22 protein-coding genes, 1 tRNA gene and 1 riboswitch are annotated in these 23,142 nt (G+C 62.4%); of the genes, 13 read left to right on the top strand and 10 right to left on the bottom strand.

Going from position 1 to position 23,142, the window contains the following annotated elements; translation table 11 throughout:
- The first annotated feature begins 41 nt into the window (after nt 1-41).
- The 8 genes from hutH to ACK4OE_RS17215 all read left to right on the top strand — a co-directional run bounded on the left by hutH (nt 42) and on the right by ACK4OE_RS17215 (nt 8,901).
- Nucleotides 42-1,583, top strand: coding sequence for a histidine ammonia-lyase (hutH, locus tag ACK4OE_RS17250; RefSeq protein WP_409886404.1), 1,542 nt, complete (start codon nt 42-44; stop codon nt 1,581-1,583).
- Nucleotides 1,584-1,622: 39 nt separating this feature from the next.
- Nucleotides 1,623-3,353: a urocanate hydratase gene (hutU, locus tag ACK4OE_RS17245; RefSeq protein ID WP_409886402.1), complete on the top strand. Its 1,731-nt coding sequence runs from the start codon at nt 1,623-1,625 to the stop codon at nt 3,351-3,353.
- A gap of 25 nt (nt 3,354-3,378) precedes the next feature.
- A complete protein-coding gene (locus tag ACK4OE_RS17240) occupies nt 3,379-4,266 on the top strand; it encodes a phytanoyl-CoA dioxygenase family protein (RefSeq protein ID WP_409886400.1) in 888 nt (295 codons plus the stop codon).
- Nucleotides 4,256-4,894, top strand: a complete 639-nt coding sequence (locus ACK4OE_RS17235) for a HutD family protein (protein WP_409886427.1) — start codon at nt 4,256-4,258, stop codon at nt 4,892-4,894. Before ACK4OE_RS17240 ends, ACK4OE_RS17235 begins: the two co-directional genes overlap by 11 nt.
- Nucleotides 4,895-5,023: 129 nt before the next feature.
- Nucleotides 5,024-6,319: an imidazolonepropionase gene (gene hutI / locus ACK4OE_RS17230; RefSeq protein ID WP_409886425.1), complete on the top strand. Its 1,296-nt coding sequence runs from the start codon at nt 5,024-5,026 to the stop codon at nt 6,317-6,319.
- Entirely contained in the window at nt 6,309-7,712 is a 1,404-nt protein-coding gene (locus ACK4OE_RS17225) for a formimidoylglutamate deiminase (RefSeq protein WP_409886398.1), read from the top strand. The genes hutI and ACK4OE_RS17225 overlap by 11 nt, the downstream gene beginning before the upstream one ends.
- A gap of 30 nt (nt 7,713-7,742) precedes the next feature.
- The gene (gene hutG, locus ACK4OE_RS17220) at nt 7,743-8,561 is read left to right on the top strand and encodes an N-formylglutamate deformylase (RefSeq protein WP_409886396.1); all 819 of its coding nucleotides are present in this window, start codon (nt 7,743-7,745) and stop codon (nt 8,559-8,561) included.
- A 130-nt stretch (nt 8,562-8,691) separates the two neighbouring features.
- A complete protein-coding gene (locus tag ACK4OE_RS17215) occupies nt 8,692-8,901 on the top strand; it encodes a hypothetical protein (RefSeq protein WP_409886394.1) in 210 nt (69 codons plus the stop codon).
- Between the two features lie 62 nt (nt 8,902-8,963).
- Here the strand turns inward: ACK4OE_RS17215 and asd are convergent, their stop codons facing one another.
- Nucleotides 8,964-9,815 carry an archaetidylserine decarboxylase gene (gene asd, locus ACK4OE_RS17210; RefSeq protein WP_409886392.1) on the bottom strand — a complete coding sequence of 284 codons (852 nt, stop codon included), beginning with the start codon at nt 9,813-9,815 and terminating at the stop codon, nt 8,964-8,966.
- 199 nt (nt 9,816-10,014) lie between these two features.
- Nucleotides 10,015-10,105, top strand: a riboswitch (cyclic di-GMP riboswitch).
- A gap of 262 nt (nt 10,106-10,367) precedes the next feature.
- On the opposite strand from asd, the gene ACK4OE_RS17205 reads away from it, so the two are divergent.
- Nucleotides 10,368-12,605 carry a putative Ig domain-containing protein gene (locus ACK4OE_RS17205; protein WP_409886390.1) on the top strand — a complete coding sequence of 746 codons (2,238 nt, stop codon included), beginning with the start codon at nt 10,368-10,370 and terminating at the stop codon, nt 12,603-12,605.
- A 78-nt stretch (nt 12,606-12,683) separates the two neighbouring features.
- Here the strand turns inward: ACK4OE_RS17205 and ACK4OE_RS17200 are convergent, their stop codons facing one another.
- The 6 genes from ACK4OE_RS17200 to ACK4OE_RS17175 all read right to left on the bottom strand — a co-directional run bounded on the left by ACK4OE_RS17200 (nt 12,684) and on the right by ACK4OE_RS17175 (nt 18,127).
- The gene (locus ACK4OE_RS17200) at nt 12,684-13,397 is read right to left on the bottom strand and encodes an ABC transporter ATP-binding protein (protein WP_409886388.1); all 714 of its coding nucleotides are present in this window, start codon (nt 13,395-13,397) and stop codon (nt 12,684-12,686) included.
- Between the two features lies 1 nt (nt 13,398).
- Nucleotides 13,399-14,172 carry an ABC transporter ATP-binding protein gene (locus tag ACK4OE_RS17195; RefSeq protein WP_409886386.1) on the bottom strand — a complete coding sequence of 258 codons (774 nt, stop codon included), beginning with the start codon at nt 14,170-14,172 and terminating at the stop codon, nt 13,399-13,401.
- Complete coding sequence (locus ACK4OE_RS17190; RefSeq protein ID WP_409886384.1) at nt 14,165-15,163, bottom strand: branched-chain amino acid ABC transporter permease; 999 nt, start codon at nt 15,161-15,163, stop codon at nt 14,165-14,167. Before ACK4OE_RS17190 ends, ACK4OE_RS17195 begins: the two co-directional genes overlap by 8 nt.
- An 82-nt stretch (nt 15,164-15,245) precedes the next feature.
- On the bottom strand, nt 15,246-16,109 hold the full coding sequence (locus ACK4OE_RS17185; RefSeq protein ID WP_409886382.1) for a branched-chain amino acid ABC transporter permease: 864 nt from the start codon (nt 16,107-16,109) through the stop codon (nt 15,246-15,248).
- Nucleotides 16,110-16,127: 18 nt separating this feature from the next.
- Nucleotides 16,128-16,772, bottom strand: a complete 645-nt coding sequence (locus ACK4OE_RS17180) for a LysE family translocator (protein WP_409886380.1) — start codon at nt 16,770-16,772, stop codon at nt 16,128-16,130.
- A 167-nt stretch (nt 16,773-16,939) separates the two neighbouring features.
- Nucleotides 16,940-18,127: an ABC transporter substrate-binding protein gene (locus ACK4OE_RS17175; protein WP_409886378.1), complete on the bottom strand. Its 1,188-nt coding sequence runs from the start codon at nt 18,125-18,127 to the stop codon at nt 16,940-16,942.
- A 541-nt stretch (nt 18,128-18,668) separates the two neighbouring features.
- Between ACK4OE_RS17175 and ACK4OE_RS17170 the strand changes: the two genes are divergently transcribed.
- The 4 genes from ACK4OE_RS17170 to ACK4OE_RS17155 all read left to right on the top strand — a co-directional run bounded on the left by ACK4OE_RS17170 (nt 18,669) and on the right by ACK4OE_RS17155 (nt 21,463).
- Entirely contained in the window at nt 18,669-19,763 is a 1,095-nt protein-coding gene (locus ACK4OE_RS17170; protein WP_409886376.1) for an HPP family protein, read from the top strand.
- A gap of 227 nt (nt 19,764-19,990) precedes the next feature.
- Nucleotides 19,991-20,239, top strand: coding sequence for a translation initiation factor IF-1 (infA, locus tag ACK4OE_RS17165; RefSeq protein ID WP_007856902.1), 249 nt, complete (start codon nt 19,991-19,993; stop codon nt 20,237-20,239).
- A 182-nt stretch (nt 20,240-20,421) separates the two neighbouring features.
- Nucleotides 20,422-20,498, top strand: a tRNA-Pro gene (locus tag ACK4OE_RS17160).
- A 185-nt stretch (nt 20,499-20,683) separates the two neighbouring features.
- Complete coding sequence (locus tag ACK4OE_RS17155) at nt 20,684-21,463, top strand: heparan-alpha-glucosaminide N-acetyltransferase (protein WP_409886374.1); 780 nt, start codon at nt 20,684-20,686, stop codon at nt 21,461-21,463.
- A gap of 126 nt (nt 21,464-21,589) precedes the next feature.
- Here ACK4OE_RS17155 and ACK4OE_RS17150 read toward each other — a convergent pair whose 3' ends face one another.
- The 3 genes from ACK4OE_RS17150 to ACK4OE_RS17140 all read right to left on the bottom strand — a co-directional run.
- Nucleotides 21,590-22,375 carry a peptidylprolyl isomerase gene (locus tag ACK4OE_RS17150; RefSeq protein WP_409886372.1) on the bottom strand — a complete coding sequence of 262 codons (786 nt, stop codon included), beginning with the start codon at nt 22,373-22,375 and terminating at the stop codon, nt 21,590-21,592.
- Nucleotides 22,376-22,442: 67 nt separating this feature from the next.
- Nucleotides 22,443-22,703 (bottom strand): BolA family protein, encoded by a 261-nt coding sequence (locus ACK4OE_RS17145; RefSeq protein ID WP_409886370.1) that lies wholly within the window; start codon nt 22,701-22,703, stop codon nt 22,443-22,445.
- 11 nt (nt 22,704-22,714) lie between these two features.
- A partial coding sequence (locus ACK4OE_RS17140; protein WP_409886367.1) for an inner membrane-spanning protein YciB occupies nt 22,715-23,142 on the bottom strand: 428 nt, incomplete at its 5' end.

Below are 23,142 nucleotides of genomic sequence, written 5' to 3'. Positions count from 1 at the left end.
TTCGTTCGCTTGTACCTACTTGTATATACAGGATAGACACCATGACCTCTACCTTCGCATCCCCGATCACCCTGCACCCCGGTCGCGTCACGCTCGCACAGCTGCGTAGCATCTACGCGGCACCCGCGCAGTTGTCGCTCGACCCATCAGCCCGCGCGCTCATGTTGGCGTCCCTGGCCACGGTGCAGCGCATCGTCGATGAAGACCAGGTGGTTTACGGCATCAACACCGGCTTTGGCAAGCTGGCCAGCACCAAGATCGCCCACGAGCGCCTGGCCGAGCTGCAGCGCAACCTGGTGCTGTCGCACAGCGTGGGCACGGGCGATGCACTGGCGGACGATGTGGTGCGCCTCATCCTCGCAACCAAAGCCATCAGTCTGGCGCGCGGGCACTCGGGCATCCGCCCAGAGATCGTGGATGCGCTGCTGGCCATGGCCAATGCCAACGTGCTTCCTGTCATTCCGGCCAAGGGCTCGGTAGGCGCGTCGGGTGACCTGGCGCCGCTGGCGCACTTGGCCTGCGTGCTGATCGGCGAAGGGCAGGCCAAAGTGAATGGCACGGTGGTGTCAGGGGCGGAGGCCATGCGCTCCATCGGTTTGCCGCCTTTTGTACTGTGCCCCAAAGAAGGTCTCGCGCTGCTCAACGGCACGCAGGTGTCCACGTCGCTCGCGCTGGCCGGGCTGTTTGGTGCCGAGAACGTTTTCGCCGCCGCGCTGGTGGCAGGCTGCCTGTCGCTCGAAGCCATCAAGGGCTCGGTCAAGCCGTTTGATGCGCGCATCCACGAGGCGCGTGGCCAGGCAGGGCAGATCGCTGTGGCGGCCGCCGTGCGCGCGCTGCTCGACGGCAGTGCCATCGACCCCTCGCACCCCAACTGCGGCCGTGTGCAGGACCCGTACTCCATCCGCTGCGTGCCACAGGTGATGGGCGCGTGCCTCGATAACCTGCACCATGCTGCACGCGTGCTGACCATCGAGGCGAATGCGGCGTCCGACAACCCGCTCGTCTTTGACAACGGCGACGTGATCTCCGGCGGCAACTTTCACGCCGAGCCCGTGGCATTTGTGGCCGACATCATCGCCCTGGCCGTGGCAGAGATCGGCGCCATCTCCGAGCGCCGCCTGTCGTTGCTGCTGGACCCGGGCCTCTCGGGCCTGCCCGCCTTCCTGATCCGCGACAGTGGCGTGAACTCCGGTTTCATGATCGCCCAGGTCACCGCCGCCGCGCTGGCGGCCGAGAATCAGTGCCTTGCCAACCCCAGCAGCGTGACCAGCCTGCCCACATCGGCCAACCAGGAAGACCATGTCTCCATGGCCACGTACGGCGCTCGTCGTCTGGGCGACATGGTGCGCAACGCGGCCGTGATGGTCGGGATCGAGGCCATGGCCGCAGCGCAGGGCATGGAGTTCGACCGCGCCCTCAACTCATCGCCTCTGGTGGAAGAGCAATTCGCTGCCATCCGCCAGCGTGTGGCCTACCTGGAGCAAGACCGCTTCCTCGCCACCGACATCGAAGCCATGCGCGAATGGGCCATGCAGACGGCGTGGCCTGCGCCGCTGCTGCAGTGCCTGCCCAGCCACGCCTGATCTTTCTCATTCAACCCCATTGATTCACAGGAGCCCACCATGAACGCCAACGACGCCATCATTGCTGCCGCAGCTTCCGCCTCGACCGACCCCCGCCACGACGCCAGCCGCGTGATCCGCGCCCCGCGCGGCAACCAGCTCACCTGCAAGAGCTGGCTCACCGAAGCGGCCTACCGCATGATCCAGAACAACCTGGACACCGAAGTGGCTGAGCGCCCGCAAGACCTGGTGGTGTACGGCGGCATCGGCCGCGCCGCGCGCAACTGGGAGTGCTATGACCAAATTTTGGCCTCGCTCAAGGACCTGAACGACGACGAAACCCTGCTCATCCAGTCCGGCAAGCCTGTGGGCGTGTTCAAGACCCACACCAACGCTCCGCGCGTGCTGCTGGCCAACTCCAACCTGGTGCCCAAGTGGGCCAACTGGGAACACTTCAGCGAGCTGGACCAGAAGGGCCTGTTCATGTACGGCCAGATGACGGCCGGCAGCTGGATCTACATTGGCACGCAGGGCATCGTGCAGGGCACGTACGAGACCTTTGCCGAGGCGGGTCGCAAGCACTTTGGTGGCTCGCTGGAGGGGCGCTGGATTCTGACCGCTGGCTTGGGCGGCATGGGCGGCGCGCAGCCGCTGGCCGCCACATTCGCGGGCGCGGTGTCGCTCAACATCGAATGCCAGCAAAGCAGCATCGACTTCCGACTGCGCACGCGCTATGTGGACAAGCAGGCGCGCGACATCGACCACGCGTTTGAACTCATCCAGCAGCACACTGCGGCCAAGGAAGCCGTGTCGATCGCGCTGCTGGGTAATGCTGCCGAAGTCCTGCCTGAGCTGGTGCGTCGCGCCCGGGCTGGAGGCCTCAAGCCCGACCTGGTCACCGACCAGACGTCCGCCCACGATCTCGTCAACGGCTACCTGCCCGCCGGCTGGACGGTCGCGCAGTGGCGCGCCGCCCAGCAGGATGTGACGCAGCACGAGGTTTTGAAGAAGGCAGCGGCCCAATCGTGCGCAGTGCATGTGCAGGCCATGCTCGACTTCCAGCACATGGGCAGCCCGGTGGTGGACTACGGCAACAACATCCGTCAGGTGGCGTTCGACGAAGGCGTGAAGGACGCGTTTGACTTCCCCGGCTTCGTGCCCGCGTACATCCGCCCGCTGTTTTGCGAGGGCAAGGGCCCGTTCCGCTGGGTGGCGCTGTCGGGCGACCCGGAAGACATCCGCAAGACCGACGCCAAGATCAAGGAACTGTTCCCCGAGAACAAGCATGTGCACCGCTGGCTCGACATGGCCAGCGAGCGCATCGCCTTCCAGGGCTTGCCCGCGCGCATTTGCTGGCTGGGCCTGGGCGAGCGTCACATCGCCGGCCTGGCCTTCAACGAGATGGTGAAAAGCGGCGAGCTGAAGGCCCCCATCGTCATCGGCCGTGACCACCTGGACACCGGCAGCGTGGCCAGCCCCAACCGCGAGACCGAAGCCATGAAGGACGGCACAGACGCCGTGAGCGACTGGCCGCTGCTGAACGCGCTGCTCAACACCGCAGGCGGCGCCACCTGGGTCAGCCTGCACCACGGCGGCGGCGTAGGCATGGGCTACTCGCAACACTCGGGCATGGTCATCGTGGCCGATGGCACCGACGACGCGGCCGAGCGCCTGGCGCGTGTGCTGGTCAACGACTGCGGCTCCGGCGTGATGCGCCATGCAGATGCGGGCTACGAATTGGCGGTGGAAACCGCCAAGAAGCAGGGCCTGAAGCTGCCCATGGTGAAGTGAGCTGGCGCGTGCTGTGGAGAAAACCATGACGACGCCCACCACCACCAACACCACCACCGAAGCCCTGCGGCAACGTGTTGCACAGCGCGTGACTGCAGACGACATCGCCCGCTTTGACCGCGACGGCGCGCTGTGCATCAAGCAGCTGCTAACGCCCGACGAAGTCGCGTTGCTGCGGGACGGCATCGACGCCAACCTGGCCGCGCCCAGCCCGCGCGCCAAGGTAGCGAGCCGCCCCGATGACCCGGGTCGCTTTTTTGAGGACTTCTGCAACTGGCAGGACATCCCCCAGTTCGGCCAGTTCGTGCACGAAACACCGCTGGCGCTGGCCGCACAGCGCCTCATGCAGTCGCGCACCGTGCGGCTGTACCACGACCATGTGCTGGTCAAGGAGCCCGGCACGCGCCAGCGCACGCCGTGGCACCAGGACCAGCCGTACTACAACATCGAGGGCACGCAGAACATCAGCATGTGGATTCCGGTGGACCCGGTGTCACGCGCGGCCACGCTCGAATTCGTGGCGGGTTCACACAAGGGCCCATGGCTCATGCCGCGCACCTTCATGGACAACGAGGCCAAGTGGTTCCCTGAAGGCAGCCTGCAGGACCTGCCGGATGTCGAGGCCGACCGCGATGCCTTCCCCATCGTCGGCTGGGAGATCGAGCCCGGCGACGTGGTGTGTTTTCACATGCTCACGCTGCATGCGGCGGGCGGGGTGGAAGGGCCTGATCGTCGCCGCGTGTTTTCGGTGCGGTTCTTGGGTGACGACACGCGCCATGCGCCCCGGCCGTGGAAGACTTCGCCCGAGTTTCCGGGCCTGGCCGATGTGTTGCCTGCGGGCTCTGAGATGAACCACCCGCTGTTCCCGATGCTGGTGGCCGGTGAACCCATGGCAGGTGACCATGCTGCGTGAGTGCCTGGGTGTGCTGGAATTTTTTGATCTGGCTGCGGCCCCGCGCGTCCCCTGGAAAAACGGCGGTGGCAGCACGCAAGAGCTGGTCTGCTGGCCCCCCGGTGCAGGCATGGACGGGTTTGAATGGCGCGTGAGTGTGGCCACCATTGCCACACCCGGGCCGTTCTCGGCCTTCCCGGGCGTGGACCGCCAGATCATGCTGCTGTCGGGCGATGGCGTGCATCTGAGCAGCGGCGCCGGTGGGTGGGAGCACACGCTCGACCAACCTGGCGCGCCTTTTAGTTTTGCGGGCGAGGCGCCAGTGGACTGCCGCATGCTCGGTGGCGCATCGACCGATTTCAACCTGATGGTGCGCCGCGGCTCTTGGCGCGGTGCGCTGCAGGTGGTGGGCGATGCGCAGTCGCTGAACGGTATTGCTGCGGGACTGTGCATGGTGTTGCAAGGCACCTGGCGCTGGAGCGACGGCGCATCGACCCGCACACTGACAGCCGGGCAGGGCCTGTGGTGGCTGAATGACGAACACGATGACGAGGGCCGACGGGTAGAGCCCGTGGATGGCGCGTTCTCCGCCGGATGCAAGGACCAGCCCGCGACACTGGCGTGGATTGCCATTGAGCCAGCTCTTTGAATCTGTTGAACGGCCGCGCCCCTGAAAATATGAGTCAAATTGGCCTCTAGCGCTCTACTATAAAGCGTTAGTAGCTATTAATTTCGAAGCATTGAACCCATGAACATACAAGCAGCCACAGGAACACAGATGCGTGACGATCACCCCCCGTTTTTGTCGGCACCCAGCGCAGACGGCGTGTGGGCTGGCCTGCGGCCTGTGGCCGAATTGACGTTGGCTGATCTGACCGTGCCTGCGGGCGAGCTGGCGTGCGTGGTGGTGCAGGGCGGCTTGGTCCGCTGGGTGGGGCCGCAGGCGCAGCTGCCTGATTCTCTCCACACCTTGCCGCGCTTTGATGCGCGTGGCGCGCTCGCGACCCCCGGGCTGGTGGATTGCCACACCCACCTGGTCTACGGCGGGCAACGCGCCAACGAGTTCGCCATGCGGCTGGCGGGCGCCAACTATGAGGAGGTGGCCAAGGCGGGCGGCGGCATTGTGTCGTCGGTCAAGGCCACCCGCGAAGCGTCAGAGGACGAACTCTTCGCACTGGCTGCGCCGCGCCTGAAGGCCTTGCTGGCAGAGGGCGTGTGCGCCATCGAGATCAAATCGGGGTATGGCCTTGCAGTGGCCCATGAACGCAAGCAGCTGCGCGTGGCCCGCCGCCTGGGTGAGGCCTTTGGCGTGACGGTCCGCACCACTTTCCTCGGCGCACACGCGCTGCCACCCGAGTACACCGGGCGCAGCCAGGATTACACAGACCTGGTCTGCAACCAGATGCTGCCCGCGCTGGCCGCCGAAGGCCTGGTGGATGCGGTCGATGTGTTCTGTGAGCGCATCGCCTTCACGCTGGCCGAGACAAGCCAAGTGTTCCAGGCCGCGCAACGGCTTGGCATCCCCGTCAAGTTGCATGCAGAGCAGCTATCTGACATGGGTGGTGCCGCTCTGGCTGCGCGCTACGGCGCGCTGTCGTGCGACCACATCGAGCATTTGTCAGCCGAAGGCATTGCAGCGATGAAGGCCGCAGGAACCGTGGCTGTGCTGCTGCCCGGCGCGTACTACACGTTGCGTGACACGCACCTGCCGCCCATTCAGGCGCTGCGTGAGGCGGGCGTGCCCATGGCGGTGTCTACCGACCACAACCCCGGCACATCGCCTGCGCTCAGCCTGCTGCTGATGGCCAACATGGCCTGTACGCTGTTCCGCCTGACGGTGCCCGAGGCGCTAGCGGGCATCACCACCCATGCAGCGCGCGCGCTGGGGCTGCAGGACTCGCAGGGGCTCATCGCGTCGGGGCGGCCCGCCAATTTTGTGCTGTGGCCGGTAGGCGAAGCGGCTGAGCTGGCCTACTGGTTTGGGCACAAGCCTGCCTGCACTATCGTGCGCCAGGGCCGTGTGGCTGCTGATGGCCTTGGAGCCACGGCACAAGGAGACCACCATGGCGCTTGATCACAACGTACAGCGCAGTCTGTTTGCTGCCGACGCGCTGCTGCCCACCGGCTGGGCGCGCAATGTGTTGGTGCAGTGGGATGGGGCAGGGCGCATTTTTGCCGTGACTGCGGACGCCACCGCGCCGCAAGGTACGCCGGTGGCGCCCGGCCCGCTGTTGCCTGGCATGCCCAACCTGCACTCGCATGCGTTCCAGCGCGCGTTTGCGGGCTTGACCGAATACCGGGCGGAGAGCGAGGACAGCTTTTGGAGCTGGCGCAACCTGATGTACCGTTTTGCGGCGCGCATCACACCCGAATCGCTGGAGGCCATCGCGACATGGCTCTATGTGGAGATGCTGGAGGCGGGCTACACGTCGGTGTGCGAGTTCCACTATGTGCACCACGACCAGGACGGCACACCCTATGCCGACGACGCCACACTGTCGCAGGCGCTGCTGCGCGCCGCGCAGAGCGCGGGTATCGGCATCACGCTGCTGCCCGTGCTGTACCAGACCAGTGGCTTTGGCGCCAGGCCGCCACGTGCCGACCAGGCGCGGTTCATTCGCAGCACCGACAACATGCTCTCATTATTAGAGCGCCTTGCGCCCGTCACACAAGCGCAAGGGGCTGTTTTGGGTCTTGCTCCGCACTCGCTGCGTGCCGTGCCCCCCGACAGCCTGACCGCTGCCGTGCAGGGCCTCACCGCCTTGAACCCGCAGGCGCCCATCCACATCCACATTGCCGAGCAAACGCAGGAGGTGGACGACTGCATTGCCTGGAGCGGGCAGCGCCCCGTGCAGTGGTTGCTGGACCATGCGCCAGTGGACAAACGCTGGTGCCTGGTGCACGCCACGCACATGACGCCGGATGAATACGCTGCCGGAGCCCGCACGGGCGCGGTTGCGGGTATTTGCCCGACGACAGAAGCGAATCTGGGCGACGGCATTTTCGACATGCCGCTGTGGTTGCAGCATGGCGGCCGCTGGGGTGTGGGCTCGGACAGCCATGCGTGTGTGAATGCCGCCGAAGAGTTGCTGATGCTGGAATACACCCAGCGACTGTCGCTCCGCCAGCGCAATGTGCTGGCCACTGCAACGCAGCCTGACGTCGCAACCGCCATGACCTTGCAGGCCGTCGCAGGCGGGGCGCAGGCCGCAGGGCGCGCCGTGGGCGGTATTGCAGTGGGCCAGCTGGCCGACATGGTGGCCCTGAACGCGCAGCATGTGGCGCTGCGCGACCTGCCTGCGCACAGCATGCTCTCGTCCCACGTGTTCGGCAGTCACCGTACCTCGGCCATCGACAGCTTGTGGGTGGCGGGTGTGCGCCGCGTGTCGGGCGGCCGGCACGCGCTGCACGAATCCGCTGCCCAGGCCTTTGTGGCGGCCCGGTCTGCCACCATCGCGCCAAACTGAGACTGTCTTTGATTTATTTCTGAACTCGCCATGACCGATACCGCACCACCCCCGTTTGTCTTTCACCAAGGCACGCAGCCGCTGCTGATCTCCATGCCCCACGCTGGCACCTATGTGCCCCCGGCGCTGGTGGCGCGCTTTACCGACGAAGCCCGCCAGGTGCCTGACACCGACTGGCACATGGACCGGCTGTATGCGTTTGCCAAAGACATGGGTGCCTCCATGCTGGTGGCCACCCATTCGCGTTACGTGGTCGATCTGAACCGCCCGCCAGACGGCGCCAGTCTGTACCCCGGCCAGAGCGTCACCGGCCTGTGCCCGGTCGATACCTTTGACGACACGCCCATCTACGCTAACGGCGACGTGCCCGATGACGCCGAAATTGCTGCACGGCGTGACGCGGTATGGGCCCCCTACCACGCACAACTGCGCGCCGAGCTGGACCGCATCCGCGCCCAGCATGGTGTGGCGGTGTTGTGGGATGCGCATTCGATCCGTTCGGTGCTGCCGCGTTTCTTTGAAGGCAAGTTGCCTGACCTGAATCTGGGCACGGCCAATGGCGAAAGTTGCGACCCTGCGCTGGCACAGGAACTGCTGACCCTTGCCAAGGAAGCCAGCGGCTACACGGCCGTGCTCAATGGCCGCTTCAAAGGTGGTCACATCACGCGCCACTATGGCCAGCCGGGGCAGGGCGTGCATGCCATTCAGCTCGAAATGACACAGTGCAGCTACATGCAGGAGGCCTTGCCGTTTGACTATCTGCCCGAGGTTGCGGTGCGCGTGCAGCCGCATCTGAAACGCATGTTGACTGCGGCTCTGGCGTTCGCCACGCTGTCATCAAAGGCTTGAGCGGGCGCAACCTTTTGGTGTATCGCTCTCACTGTTGCCGGAGCTTCGGTGCTACCATGGCCCGGCGGTCCGCACCAGGCCGCTGAGCGTGCTCCCTGCAGGCTCACCCAAGCGGAAGGAGCCGCACCCCATGGATCCATCCGCTTATTACTACATGCCCCATTTCAAGCCTGGCGCTTCCGTCCAGTGGAAGCAGCAGCGCGAAACGGTCAGCCACGTGGTCATCCGCCGCAATGCGCTGATGATCTACTTAGTGGGCAATGACACTGCGGTGCATCCCGATACCCTGCAGCTGGCACCCACTGCGTTCCAGCTAACGCGCGTCCCCGATCGCGTCTGATGGGCTGTTGAGGAGCAGGGCGCTTATCCTCGCTTTATGCGTCGCAAGGTTGCGGCACTCAGTCAGACCGCCGCGCGTTGCGCCATAGCCTCGCCCAGCTGAATGGCCCGCATCGGCGCCCACTGCGGGTTGAACTGCAGAGGCCCTTGAGGAAACAGCATCACCACCGTGGAGCCGAGCAAGAAGCGGCCCATCTCCTGGCCCTGCTGCAGGTTGACCTGGCCTTTGGTGTAGTCCCACTGGCGCAGCGTGCCCGTTCGTGGAGGGTTGACCTGCCCATGCCACACCGTCGCCATGCTGCCCACGATGGTGGCGCCCACCAGTACCAGTACAAAAGGCCCCTGGGCCGACTCAAAAAAGCACACCACGCGCTCATTGCGCGCAAACAGGCCAGGCACGCCGCGTGCCGTGGTGGGGTTGACCGAAAACAGGTCGCCTGGCACATGCACCATGCGCGTCAGCTCGCCTGCGCAGGGCATGTGGATGCGGTGGTAGTCGCGCGGGCTCAGGTACAGCGTGGCGAAGTGGCCGTTGTCAAACCGCGCAGCAGCGGTTGCATCACCGCCCACCAGGGCTGTGGTCGAGTAGCTGTGGCCCTTGGCCTGAAAGATTTGGTCTTTGGCGATGGGGCCAAACTGGCTGATCGCACCATCCACGGGGCAGATCAGGTCTGCCGCCGCCAGCGGGCGGGCTCCGGGTTTCAACGCACGCGTGAAGAAGTCGTTGAACGATGCGTAGCTGGTGATGTCGGGGTTGGCCGCCTCGGCCATATTGACGTTGTAGCGGTCTACAAACCGGCGGATCACGGCGGTAGTCAGTCCGCCAAGCTGGGCTGACGCAAACTTGCCCGCCGCCGCGGTGAGTGCGCGTTTGGGGAGAACGTATTGGGGTAGTACTGCAAAGCGGTCGGACAAGACGTTCTTCCTGTGTCAATGGGGCTGAAGCGGTTGATTCTACCGACGGGCTTGCAGCCAGACTCCGCCGTAGGTTGAGGGGCGCATTGCGGGTCTGCGCCGCCCAGGCGCCGGGCCCTTAAAGCCTGCAAAAACATATTTGGTAAATATTTATTTTTATCAAATATGTTGATTTTTTTGTTTCAAAGAATTACATTCTGGTCGTCAAAGGCACACCCGTTCGAAAGTCGGGGTCGCAAAGCCACCGGTCTACATCCGCATTGTGCGGACACGACAGCGGGGTTGCCACCCAGTCACGTTGCTACAAAGCAGTGACATAGCGCGAGTGCGCGGCGGCAACCTGTTCGCAGTGCGCGCGGCTCCATCTTCATGGCGTGTGAATTGAATTTCGCATTTCATGGGGAAAATATGTCATATAAATCATTGAAAGCTTTTTTTGCACCGGCGTACCGTTGCACGCGCTGGGCTGTTTGGGCCTCCATCCCGCTCGCCGTGATCGCCTGCGGTGGATCGGAAGACGCTGAGATAACGGAGGAAGTTGCGTCCAGCACGATGACGCTGCAACTCGAATCAGAGTTTCTGCCCGATGAAGCGTCCAACCTTCTGGTGCAGCCGCTGTTTCACGTTGCACCGGTTGTTCTGACCCCGCCGGATGATTCGGATGTGCTGGACGCAAATGCTTCCGGAACCCTTTCGCCCAAATTTCAGCCAGTGCGAGATGAGTTGCGGGCGTTATCCACGCGCCGCCTGACATCCTCCATGCTGGACGACGCGCATCTCAAAGCAACCCAGGGTATTGTTTCGATCTCCAAGGACATTGGCGTGGCGCCCCTTGCGGGCTCTGGGGTTGTAACCACCTATTCGGTGGCGCAGGTACGAGCGGCCTATGGGTTCAGCCCCTTGCCGGCTGTGGGCTCCAAGCCAGCAGGTACGCAGGCCGCTTTGCTGGGGGCGGGGCAGACGATTTACATCGTGAACGCTATGCACAACCCGAACGTCGCTGCAGAGCTGGCGTCCTTTAACCAGAAATTTGGCTTGCCAACTTGTACGACCAAAGTCTTGCCACCCAATACCGCCCTTCCTATTGCGCCAGCCTCTGCGTCTGCAGGGTGCGAACTGTTGGTGGCCTATAGCTCTGCGTCCGGTGCCATCACGGCGACCGCCCCCGCCTACGAAGCTGGCTGGGCGACTGAAATTGCCCTGGATGTGCAGTGGGCGCACGCCATCGCGCCCCTGGCACGTATTGTCCTGATCGAAGCACCGAATGCTTCGGTCAATAGTCTGCTGGCGGCGATACGGCTGGCCAATTCGATGGGTCCCGGTGTCGTGTCCATGAGTTTCGGGGGGCAAGAGGGCGCCTGGACCGGTTCTGTAGATTCAGCCTTCTCTGCTGCCGGCATGACTTACTTGGCCGCCACGGGTGATTCCGGAGCCACGGTGAACTGGCCTTCTGTTTCACCCAACGTCATCGCCGTGGGCGGCACGACGCTGACGTATGCAGGCACAGGCACACGCAGCGAAGTGAGTTGGTCGGGCACTGGGGGTGGCCCCAGCGCTTTTGTGGCGACACCTCCATACCAGAAGTCGTCGCTCCCCGGGGTGGGGGCCGTGGCGCGTCGCACAGTCGCGGATGTTGCCATGAATGCCGATCCTGCCACAGGGCACTATGTGGCGGTCATGTCTCCAGGTAGCAGTGCCGTGCGCTGGATCAGCGCGGGTGGCACCAGTCTTTCTTCCCCCATGTGGGCGGGTCTGATGGCCGTGGCGAATGCAAGTCGGCTGCAGTCGGGCAAGCCGTTGATGGGGGCCGCACAGCCGTTGCTGTATGGCCAGATTGGTGCAATACCGACCAACTATGCCAGTGGTTTTGCGGATATCCGGTTGGGCAACCACGGTGCCTGCGCAAACTGCTCTGCCCGGGTGGGGTACGACCAGCTGACCGGTCTGGGCACGCCGAACGCCAGCGCATTGGTCTCCTTGCTCTCGGGCGCATCGGTGCCTGCTGCTGCTCCCGTGGTCACACCCGCGAATATTAGTGGCACCGTGGGAACTGCTCTGACATTCACGGCAGCGGTGAATGCCGCCAATCCTGTAACGCTGAGCTTGGCGGGTGCGCCCTCAGGGATGTCGATCAGTGCAGCCGGTGTCGTTTCGTGGCCTAGCCCCATTGCTGGCGCGTACGCTGTCACGGTAGTCGCCAAAGACACAAAAACAGCACTTGTCGGGCAGGGGGTTTACACCATCAGTGTGGCAGCGCCCGCGGCTCCCGCTGCACCCGTGGTCGAGAGCATCAGCATTGCGGGTCGACCCGGCGTTGCGCTGAGCTTCAAAGCGAATGTGAAGTCTGCCAACCCCGTCTCTTACGCGCTCGCAGGGGCTCCCTCGGGCATGCTCGTTGGGTCAGACGGTGTGGTGAGCTGGGGTAAGCCGGTGGCTGGCAGCTACAGCGTGACTTTGACCGCCAGGGACACAAAGACCGGGCTCACAGGCAAGGGCGTTTACACAGTGAAAATAGCTGCAGCTGGCCCTGTCATCAGCGCTGCCGCCATGGTGGGTGTGGCCGGCAAGCCCTTGTCAGGTGCCATCACAATTTCATCGCCTGGCGCAACGTCCCTGTCGGTGTCCATCGCGGGCGTGCCATTGGGAATGGGATTTTCGATAGCGGGTACGACCATCACCGCAAGATGGCCCAAACCAGTGACTGGTAGCTATAAGTTGCTGGTCACAGCCAGGGATTCGGCGGGGCTTTCCGCTCAATTGGCCATACCCGTGACGATCACCGCCCAATAATCCGGAGCCTCTGAGGCGCTAACAAGATCGCAGCCTCCAGGCGTATCAGGGGCTGCGATTCCGAGAACCCCAAGAATCTCAGACGCCCAGGTACTGCTCCAGCAACCGGGGTTGCGCGTGCAGGGCGTCCGAACTGCCCTCAAACACCACCTGGCCCTTGACCAGAATGATGTTGCGGTCGGTGATCTGGGTGACGTGTTTCCAGTTCTTGTCCACGATCACGCTGCTGATTCCGCTCTCCTTGATCAGGCTGCAGATGCGCCAGATCTCGCGGGCAATCAGCGGGGCCAAGCCTTCAGTGGCTTCGTCGAGGATGAGTACGTCCGGGTTGGTCATCAGCGCGCGTCCAATGGTCAGCATCTGCTGCTCGCCACCGCTGAGCTGCTGGCCGCCGTGGCCAAGACGTTCTTTCAGGCGAGGAAAAGTTTCTAGCACGCGGTCATAGGTCCAGTCGCGCTGGCCGCGTGTGCCTGCGCGGGCTGCCATCTGCAGATTCTCGACCACGCTGAGGTTGCCGAAGATGCCGCGGCCTTCGGGCACATAGGCGATGCCCAGCCTGGCCACCTCGAATGGCGGCTTGCCGGTCATGTTGCGGCCTGCCACGGTCACGCTGCCAGAGCGTGGTTTGACCAGTCCCATCAGCGACTTGAGCAAGGTGCTTTTGCCCATGCCGTTGCGGCCCATGAGGCCGATGGTCTCGCCTTGGCCTACGGTGAAGTCCACCCCGTGCAGGATGTGGCTGCTGCCGTAGAAGGTGTGGATGCCCTTTGCATCAATCCATGGAGTGGTCATCTCAGTGGTCCTCCCCCAGGTAGGCGGCTTGTACCGTGGCGTCGGCGCGCACCTCAGGCGGTGTGCCATGTGCGATCACTTCGCCGTTGACCATCACGGTGAGGTGGTCGGCCAGTGCAAAAACGGCGTCCATGTCGTGCTCTACCAGCATGATGGCGTGAGCGGGCTTGAGGCGCAGCAGCAGCTTGACCATGCGTTCGGCCTCCGCCACGCCCATGCCCGCCAGGGGTTCGTCGAGCAGCAGCACCTGAGGCTCGGTGGCCAGTGTCATCGCGATCTCCAGCTGGCGCTGCTCGCCGTGGCTCATGGCACCTGCAATCGCAGTGCGCCGGTCTTTCAAGCCAGAAAGCTCGATAGCACTCTCCAGTCGTGCGTTGGTAGCTCTGTTTTTGATAGTGTCCTTGCGCGTATCCTGCCACCACCGCAACGGGTTCCAGGGTTGCTGTGCGTCGCGCGACTGGGCTGCCAGGCGCACGTTCTCATGCACCGTGAGCGGCAAAAAGATGTTGGTCTTTTGGTAGCTGCGGCCCAGGCCCTGGCGCGAGATGCGTTCGGGCGCCCAGCCGGTGACTTCGGTCGCACCGAGTTGTACGTGGCCCGATGTGGGCACAAGGTCGCCTGAGAGAAGGTTGGTCAGCGTGGATTTGCCTGCGCCGTTCGGACCGATCACCGCATGGATCCGCCCTCGCCACAGGTCTACCGACACGCCGTTGACAGCGGCGAGACCCCCAAAGCGCTTGGTGAGCTGGCGCGCAGAGAGCAACACATCAGCCATGGAGGTCATCCTCCGTGGCTTTGGCAACCCGGCGCTGCCCCAGCATTCCCAGCAGCCCCCGGGGCGCTGCCACCACTACCAGTACGATGAACCCACCCATCAGCAGCTGCCAGTGCTTGGTGATGTCCTTGAACACGTGCAGCAGGTATTCGAATGCAAAGGCGCCCACAATGGCCCCGGCAAAGTTGCCCATGCCGCCCAGGATCACCATCATGATGGCGTGCGCGCTCATGTGAAAGCCCATCAGCTCGGGGTTCACGTAGCCCGTCTGCGCGCCCCACAGGTAACCTGCCAGGCCCGCCAGGGCCCCTGCCACGGTGAACGCCGTGAGCTTGTAGCCGCGTGTGCCAAAGCCCATGGCGCGCATTCGGTGTTCGTTGATTCGGATGCCCGACAGCGCCCGGCCCAGCGGACTCCATAGCAGGCGCCGCAGCAGCGCATAGACCAGCACCACCAGCGCCAGCGTGAAGTAGTAGAAGGTCTTGCGGCCCTCCAGGTCGAACAGCAGCCAGCCGAAAACCGAGGCGTCAGGCCGGAAGTTGATGTACAGCCCGTCCGAGCCACCAAGCACCTTGTTGTCGAAAAACAGATAGAACACCATCTGCGCAAACGCCATGGTGACCATGATGAAGTAGATGCCGTGGGTGCGCACCACAAAGAAGCCGATGACAAGTGCCACCAGCCCCGAGCCCGCCACCGCGAGCGGCAGTGACCACCACAGGCTGACCGGTGTGTCTGCAGGTGTGAGAAAGGCGAGGGCGTAGCCCGCCACGCCAAAGTAGGCGGCGTGCCCCAAAGAGACGAGGCCGGTGACGCCTTGCAGCAGGTCCAGGCTCATCGCGAAGATCGCCATGATCATCATCCGTGTGACCATCTGCACATAGAAATCGCTGCCCACCACGGGGAACAGCAGCAATGCAGTCAGCCCCAGAGCGAGCGCGAACTGCACGCTGCGCGGCAGCACTTCGATATTGGCGCGGGGGGTGCTCATGAGCTGCCGCCGGGCCGCCCCAAGGCAGCAAAGGCCCCCTTGGGGGGCAGCGAAATACACGAAGTGATGAGCGTGGGGGTAATCATTGTTTAAAAAGACCTTCTGGTTTCCACAACAACACGGCCGCCATGAGCATGTACACCAGCATGCCGGACACGGAGGGAAGCAGCACCTTGCCAAAGGTGTCCACCAGTCCCACTAGAAGCGCTGAAATGAGCGCGCCGCGCACAGATCCGATGCCGCCAATCACCACCACCACAAAACACATGATCAGCACGGATGAGCCCATGTTGGGGTACACGCTGGACACCGGTGCGGCCACCATGCCCGCCACAGCGGCCAGGCCCACGCCCAGCGCAAACACGGTGGCGTGGATCAGCTTGATGTTCACGCCGAGGGATTCGGCCATGTCGCGGTTGAACGCGCCTGCGCGGATCTTCATGCCCAGCCGGGTCTTGGAGATCAGCAGATACAAACCCAGGGCCAGGGCAATACACACCGCAGAGATGAACAGCCGGTAGGCGGGGTAGGAGAGGTTGTCCGTCAGCCGGATCGACCACTCGAGCATGGGAGGGATCGCAACACCGTGCACGTCGTCGCCCCACAAGATGGAGCGCAGTTCTTCAAAGATATAGATAAGGCCAAAGGTCAGTAGCACTTGATCGAGGTGGTCGCGGTGATAGAAGTGGCGGAACAGCAGCCATTCCAGCGCCAGGCCAAACACCACGGCGATGGCGGCGCCGCCCAAGATGGCCAGCGTGAGGCTGCCAAAGTAGGCAGAGAGCGAATACGCAAGGTACGCACCCAGCATGTAAAAGCTGCCGTGCGCCAGATTCACCACGCCCATGATCCCGAAGATCAGCGTAAGCCCCGCCGCCAACATGAACAGCAGGAGACCGTATTGCACGCTGTTGAGCAACTGGATCAGAAAAGTGGCGAAGTCCATGGCGTGAGTGTGAACAGTTCAGGCGACGCGGCGTGTTGCCAGCAGCAGGGTGCCCATGAGCGCAAACAAGCCACCACAAACGCGGTTGAACCAACGCATACGGGTGCCGGAGCGCAGCACGGGTGCAAGACGGGCTACGCCCAACGCACACAAGCTGAGTACCGAGAATTCGAACGCCACAAAGGTGCTGGCCAGCACGGCAAATTGCGGAGCCCAGTCGGCGGCAGGGTTCAGAAACTGGGGAAAGAAAGCAGTAAAAAACAGCAGCGCCTTGGGGTTACTGCCTCCCACGATGAGGCCTTGCACGTACAGCTTGAACGATGGGGTTGTGGGCTGCGCTGCTGCAGCACCCGGCGGGGGCAATTGATCAAACACTGTGGCCCGACTGCGAAAAGTCTTGATTCCGAGCCAGATGAGATAGGCCGCACCTGCCGCCTTGAGGACCCAGAAAGCAGTTTCAGAGGCCGCCAGCAGCGCCCCCAGCCCCAGCGCGGACAACAGCATGGTGCCGAGCACTGCGGTCACGCTGCCAGCGGCGGCTGCCATGGCTTTTCGCGGCCCATGCTGCAAAGCGTGAGTCATGCACATCAGCATGGTGGGGCCAGGCGACAGAACCAAAAGGGCCACTGCGGCAAGGTAAAGCAGGTAGGAACTGAGCGACATGGGAAGAGGATAAGAACGGAGGTGGCCGCAATGTCCGGGCGCACGAAAGACCCGCCCATCACCAAGGCAGGCTGTTTGTCCATTGTGTCAAAAGCGCAGCTGCTGTTTGCGCTGACGCCCTGACTGAGTCCGACGTTCGCGGCGCGCCCGACTTGGGCTGGCGAGCGTCAGGCCATGCGGCACCCTGCGCCGCTGTCGGCCAAAGCTTTGGCAGCGATGCCAATGACCTTATTTTCCTTGTTCTCGACCTGGCGCAGGTAGATGTCCTGCACAGGGTTGTGCGACTTGCTCATCGTCCACTTGCCGCGGGGACTGTCGATGACCGCGCTTTCGAGGGCCTTGTAGAGCGCAGGCTTGGCAGACATGTCGCCTTTGACCGCGTTGGCTCCTTGTACCAGCAGCAAACCCGTGTCGTAACCCTGCACGGCATACACGTCAGGCTGGCTACGGAAAGCCTTGGCGTATTCGAGCCGGAACTGCTTGTTGCGCGGCGTGTCCAGCGAGTCGCTGTAGTGCATTGTGGTGATGATGCCGTCGGCCGCTGGGCCCGCGGCCTCCAGCACGCCCTCGGTCAGGAAGCCGGAGCCGTACAGCGGGATCTTGTCCTTGAGGCCGGCCGCTGCGTAGTCACGGATGAACTTGGCAGCACCGCCACCGGCGAAGAAGCAGGCCACGGCGTCCGGCTTGAGGGCGGCGATCTCGGTCAGCAGTGCCTGAAACTCGACGTTGGGGAAAGGCAGTCCGAGCTCTTTGATGATGGTGCCGCCAGCGGCCGTGTAGCTTTGCTTGAACCCTTCAAAGGCTTCGTCGCCTGCGGCGTACTTCCAGGTGATCCAGACGGCCTTCTTGTGTCCCTTGTCGACCATGGCTTTACCGAGTGCCAGGGTGGGTTGGGAATTGCTGAACGACGTGCGAAACACGTTGGGTGCGCACAAGGCGCGGGTCGCCGCGTGTACACCCGCGTTGGGAATCAGGCTGAGCACGCCTGTATCGCGCGCCACCTTCTGGATACCCATCTGAACACCGGAGTGCACCGTGCCGATCAGTACATCGACTTTGTCGCGCTGCACCAGTTTGCTGGCGTTTTCTACGCCCTTGCTGGGCTCGGATTCGTCGTCCACCTTGAACCATTCGATCTCGCGCCCGCCCAGCTTGCCGCCTTGCTGGTCAATCGCGAGGCGTACACCGTTTTCAATGGCCACACCCAGCTGCGCGAACGTGCCCGTGTAGGGGAGCATGAAACCCACGCGCACTTTGCCGCTTTGCGCACGCACTACGGAAGGGAGCAACAGGCCTGTGGAAGCGGCGCCGACGAGGGCTGCGCTGCGGCTGATGACGAGGCGGCGAGTGGTCATGGGGAAAGGTTCCTTTGTTTAGGCTTAAAGTAATTTACTCCAAGCACTCAGTGGTGAAAACCTATGGCTTACCCGTACCGCAGGGGGCAAAGAACCGATCAGGGGACGCGACTCCGACGCAAAAATGGCGCGATCTGAATCCACTAGCGGGTGTAAAAACAGGCGAAACCTTGGCATGGATGGGTGAAATATTGCAATGCATTAAAGTGCATTTTCCATTTTTTTATGCAGTATAGATCATGTATTTCTGCGCTGGTGCAACTCTTTCATCCTTGCTCGTAGGTAGTTTCCAGAGCTCACCGTTTCGCGTATAGCTACTCTGCAAATGAGCGGGACCTTGTGATCGCCCATGCAAAATGGCGAATTACCGCCACTCTCGGAGCGAGCGGTGTCTTGCCAATTGCCTATGCCCCATTCATCCTCATCCGCCTCATCACCCTCTTTGTCATTTAAGGCGGGGGTGACTCGGTGGCTGCGACATTTCTGGCCAGCCCCTTTGGGCATCGACGGGCGCGAGCGGTTGCGTTTTATCCTGGGGGCAATGGCGGGCGTACTGCTGACGGCATTGCTCAGTCGCTGGTTGGCCGGCGACGGCGGTACAGGCCCGTGGATGGTGGCTTCGCTGGGCGCCAGCGCGGTGCTGGTTTTTGGCATGCCATCGAGCCCGTTGGCCCAACCGTGGCCGGTCCTGGGTGGAAGCACGTTGTCGGCGTTGGTGGGGGCGGGGTGTGCAGCGTGGGTCCCAGACCCTGCGATGGCAGGGGCGCTTGCGGTGGGGCTGGCGATTGCTCTTATGGTGCCTTTGCGCTGCCTGCACCCACCCGGCGGCGCCATGGCGCTCTACATGGTGCTGAATGCGGGAGATGGCTGGCGCCTGGCGGCGTTTCCCATCCTGTTGAACGTTCTGATCCTGCTGCTCGCTGCGGTCGTCTACAACACGCTGACAGGCCGCAGGTATCCGCATCCACAGCGCATACAGGCGGGCGGTGACATTGCCGCTGGTGCTTTCACGTCTGCCGATGTGGACGCCGCGCTCTCCCACTACAACCAAGTTCTGGATGTGAGCCGGGCCGATCTGGAAGGGCTGTTGCACCTGGCAGGGCGTGCCGCGTTCCAGCGAACACTGGGCGACTTGCGCTGCGCAGACATCATGTCAAAGCCTCCGGTGGCCGTGGAGGCGGGCGTTTCTCTCAAAGATGCGTGGGCGTTGATGCGGGTCGAGCGAATCAAGGCACTGCCCGTGGTGAATGCACAGCGGCTGGTCATTGGCATCGTCACCGTCGCGGACTTCATGCGACTGGCAAACCTTGATTTGCACGAAGGGCTGGGGCAGCGTTTGCGCACGTTGGTCAAGGGCCGCAGTGGACAACCTTCGTCCGTGGGAGAAATAATGTCCCATCCCGTCCAGACGGCCCATGTGGCACAGCACGCCATGGATTTGGTGCCGCTGTTTTCGCAAGGCGGGCACCACCACATTCCCATCGTTGACGCAGGGGCGCAGCTCGTCGGTGTGATCACCCAGACGGACCTTGTGCGTACGCTGGCCATCACTGTTCAAGAACGTGAGGATGACGGTTTCGCTGACCCCCTTGCGACGCAGTCTCCCTTCGTCGCACCCGCCAAAGCTGGGCCATAGGCAAAACCGGGGACATCGCGGTACAATCGATAGGCTATGCACAGTGCTAAACGCCTGTCCATTGAAGCCGTCTCCCCGGCCCTCTGCCTGATCTGCGCCCCGGGTGCAGCGACTCCCACCGCCCACAATGCACCGTGTGTCGAGCATCGACTGCGGCTTGGTTGCCGTGGCGGATGCACCAGCGTTCAGGCGTCGATCACAGAATATTTGTTTTGAAGAGATAGAACATGGCCAAAGAAGAATTGATTGAAATGCAGGGCTCTGTCACAGAAGTCTTGCCCGACTCGCGCTTTCGCGTCACGCTCGACAACGGCCATCAACTGATTGCCTACACCGGCGGAAAAATGCGCAAGCACCACATCCGCATCTTGGCGGGAGACAAAGTGTCGCTGGAAATGTCGCCTTACGACCTCTCCAAAGGACGCATTACCTTCCGCCATCTGGCTGGTCGTGGTCCAGGCCCATCGAGCCGTTGATCCACCTGTATTTTTCAGCCCTGCAGGGCTGACCCATGTCTTGTTGTTCGTCTGCTAGAGCGCCACTTGTCCAGCGTGGTTGCGGTTCTGTAATTGGTTGTTGGTGTGACACTTTAAAAAATTTTCAAAAAGTGCTCATCGAACCTAAAAACAGAAGTTTGGCAGGTTAGAATACGAGCTGTCGGAGCGTAGCGCAGCCTGGTAGCGCATCTGCTTTGGGAGCAGAGGGTCGCGAGTTCGAATCCCGCCGCTCCGACCAATGTTTGAAGGCCTTGCAGCAAATGCTGCAAGGCCTTTTTTCTTGTTTGCGCGTTATGCGTGCGCAGAGGAGACTCGCAGAAACTCCGTACGATGCGGTCTGTCGTTTCGGGCCTGCGCCCGTTGATCTTCCTGGCTGGTCCCGCAATGAACCGCTCATCGCCCAACGTTTCCCCGCCCTCCGGTATGTCGCCTATGCCTTGGTCTGCCCCTGCGCCCATGGGAGTCAGCCGCTACGACACTGTGGACGCGTTGCGTGGACTGGCTATGGTGTGGATGACAGTGTTCCATTTCTGCTTTGACCTGAGCCATTTTGGGTTCTGGCCGCAGAACTTTCGTTCCGACCCCTTCTGGACAACGCAGCGCACCTTCATCGTGAGCCTGTTTCTTTTTTGCGCGGGCCTGGGGCAGGCCATCGCTCTGCATCAGGGGCAGGGCTGGGATCGGTTTGGACGGCGCTGGGCGCAGATCGTAGTTTGCGCCCTCTTGGTCACCGCGGGGTCTTTCGTGATGTTCCCGCAGAGTTTTATCCATTTTGGTGTTCTGCACGGCATGGCAGTCACGCTGTTGATTGCGCGATGCACTGCGGCGTGGGGCACCTGGCTTTGGTTGGCTGGGCTCATCGCCTTGGCGCTTCCGCCGTTGTTGGGGCATCTCTTGACGGGTGCCTGGGCAGACGTCGCCCCCATGTTCAATGGCCGCGCACTTAACTGGCTGGGCTTGGTGTCGCGTAAGCCGTTTACCGAAGACTATGTGCCTGTGTTGCCGTGGCTTGGTGTGCTCTGGTGGGGCCTTGCGTTGGGACAATGGACACTCGCGCATCGCAGGCAGTGGATGTTGATTCCCGTGCCACGAATTCTTCGGCCGTTGGCAACGCTGGGCCGGTGGAGTCTCAGCTATTACATGCTCCACCAGCCCGTGATGATTGGGTTGCTGATGGTGGTGGTTTGGGCGGCGGGACGCTAAGGTGATGAATGTCGCTCTGCGTCAGCAGGGCTTCGTGCGCTGCGGACACAAGGCGCCCATAAAAAAACGCGACCTTGGTCGCGTTTTTTTGGTTCGCATCCAATCGGATGCGAGTGCTGGCTGGACTTATTGGATCTTCGCTTTTGCGCGCAGATCTTCCTGGAACTTCACCAACTTTTGCTGCTGCAACTGCTCTGACACTTGGGGCTTGACTTCTTCCAGCTTGGGCAGTTGCGCTTCACGCACGTCATCCAGGCGGATGATGTGATATCCGAACTGGCTCTTCACGGGCGTTTCGGTCATCTTGCCTTTTTCGAGCTTCACCATGGCGTCACTGAACTCGCCCACATAGTTGGCAGGAGCTGCCCAGTCCAAGTCACCGCCCTTGGCGCCAGAGCCTGGGTCCTTAGACTGCTTCTTGGCGATGTCTTCAAACTTGGCGCCCTTGTTGATGGAGGCGACGATAGCCTTGGCTTCGTCTTCCTTTTCCACCAGGATGTGGCTGGCCTTGTATTCCTTGCCACTGTTTGCCGCGACGAACTTGTCGTATTCAGCCTTGATGTCCGCATCAGTGACCGGGTTCTTCTTTTGATAGTCGGCGAAGAGTTCGCGGATCAAAATGGTCTGGCGGGCCAGCTCCATCTGGGCCTTGTAGTCTGCCGATGCTTCCAGACCGCGCTTTTGCGCTTCCTGCATGAAGATCTCACGGGCAATGACTTCTTCCTTGATCTGGCCTTCGATTTCAGGCGTCACGGGGCGGCCGGAGCGTTCCACCTGCTTCTTGAGCACTTCAAGCCGCTCTTTGGGCACGGCCTTGCCATTCACGATGGCGAGGTTCTGGGCGGACACGGGCAGGGCCATCGTGCCCAGCACGGCAGCGGCCACGAGGCCGGACAGGAGCTGTTTCTTCATGCGAAATCCAAAAATTGAAGGGTTGGTTGCCAGCTGAGATCTGGCAGATAGTGACATGGGGGCCAGTTCAGAGAACTTCAATGGCGAGGGCGTGGACGCCTTGGTCAATAAATTCTTGCAGCGCATCATACACAAGGCGATGTTTGGCGACTCTTGTGCGGCCGGTAAACAAAGGTGACGAAATGCGTACCCTGAAATGGGTGCCAAAACCCGTGCCATTGGCACCCACGTGGCCCGCGTGGGCCGCGCTTTCGTCGATGACTTCCACATGGCTCATCGAGAGCCGCGCGATCAGGGTTTGCTGCATCTGTTGTGCGAGAGGGGTCATGGCTGCTTGTCTCACGCGGCGGGCTCGTCACCCTTGAGGTGCGGCGCAATGTATAGACCCTGGGCCACCAAGAAAACCAGCGGAAAGGCGTAGCCCCAGAGTTTGAAGTCCACCCACGCTTCGGTGCTGAAGTTCATGACCACGTAGGCGTTGACGACAGACATGAACGCGCAATACACGATCCAGGCCATATTCAGGCGCAGCCACACCGCGTCAGGCAGTTCGAGCTGGCTGCCCAGCAGCATCTTTAGAAAGTTCTTCTTCATCGCCCACAGCGCTATCGCCAGCGCCAGCGACATGGCTCCATACAGCACGGTCGGTTTCCACTTGATGAAGCGGTCGTCCTGCAGCACCAGCGTGAGCGTGCCGAACAGCAGGATCAGCACCAGGGTGACCTTGTGCATGGTCTGCAGGCGCCGGTCGATGGCGTAGATCAGCG

It is taken from the genome of Acidovorax sp. (assembly GCF_046314175.1).
In the GTDB taxonomy this organism is placed as follows: Bacteria; Pseudomonadota; Gammaproteobacteria; order Burkholderiales; family Burkholderiaceae_C; genus Acidovorax.
This window is presented reverse-complemented; position numbering and strand designations above follow the sequence as displayed.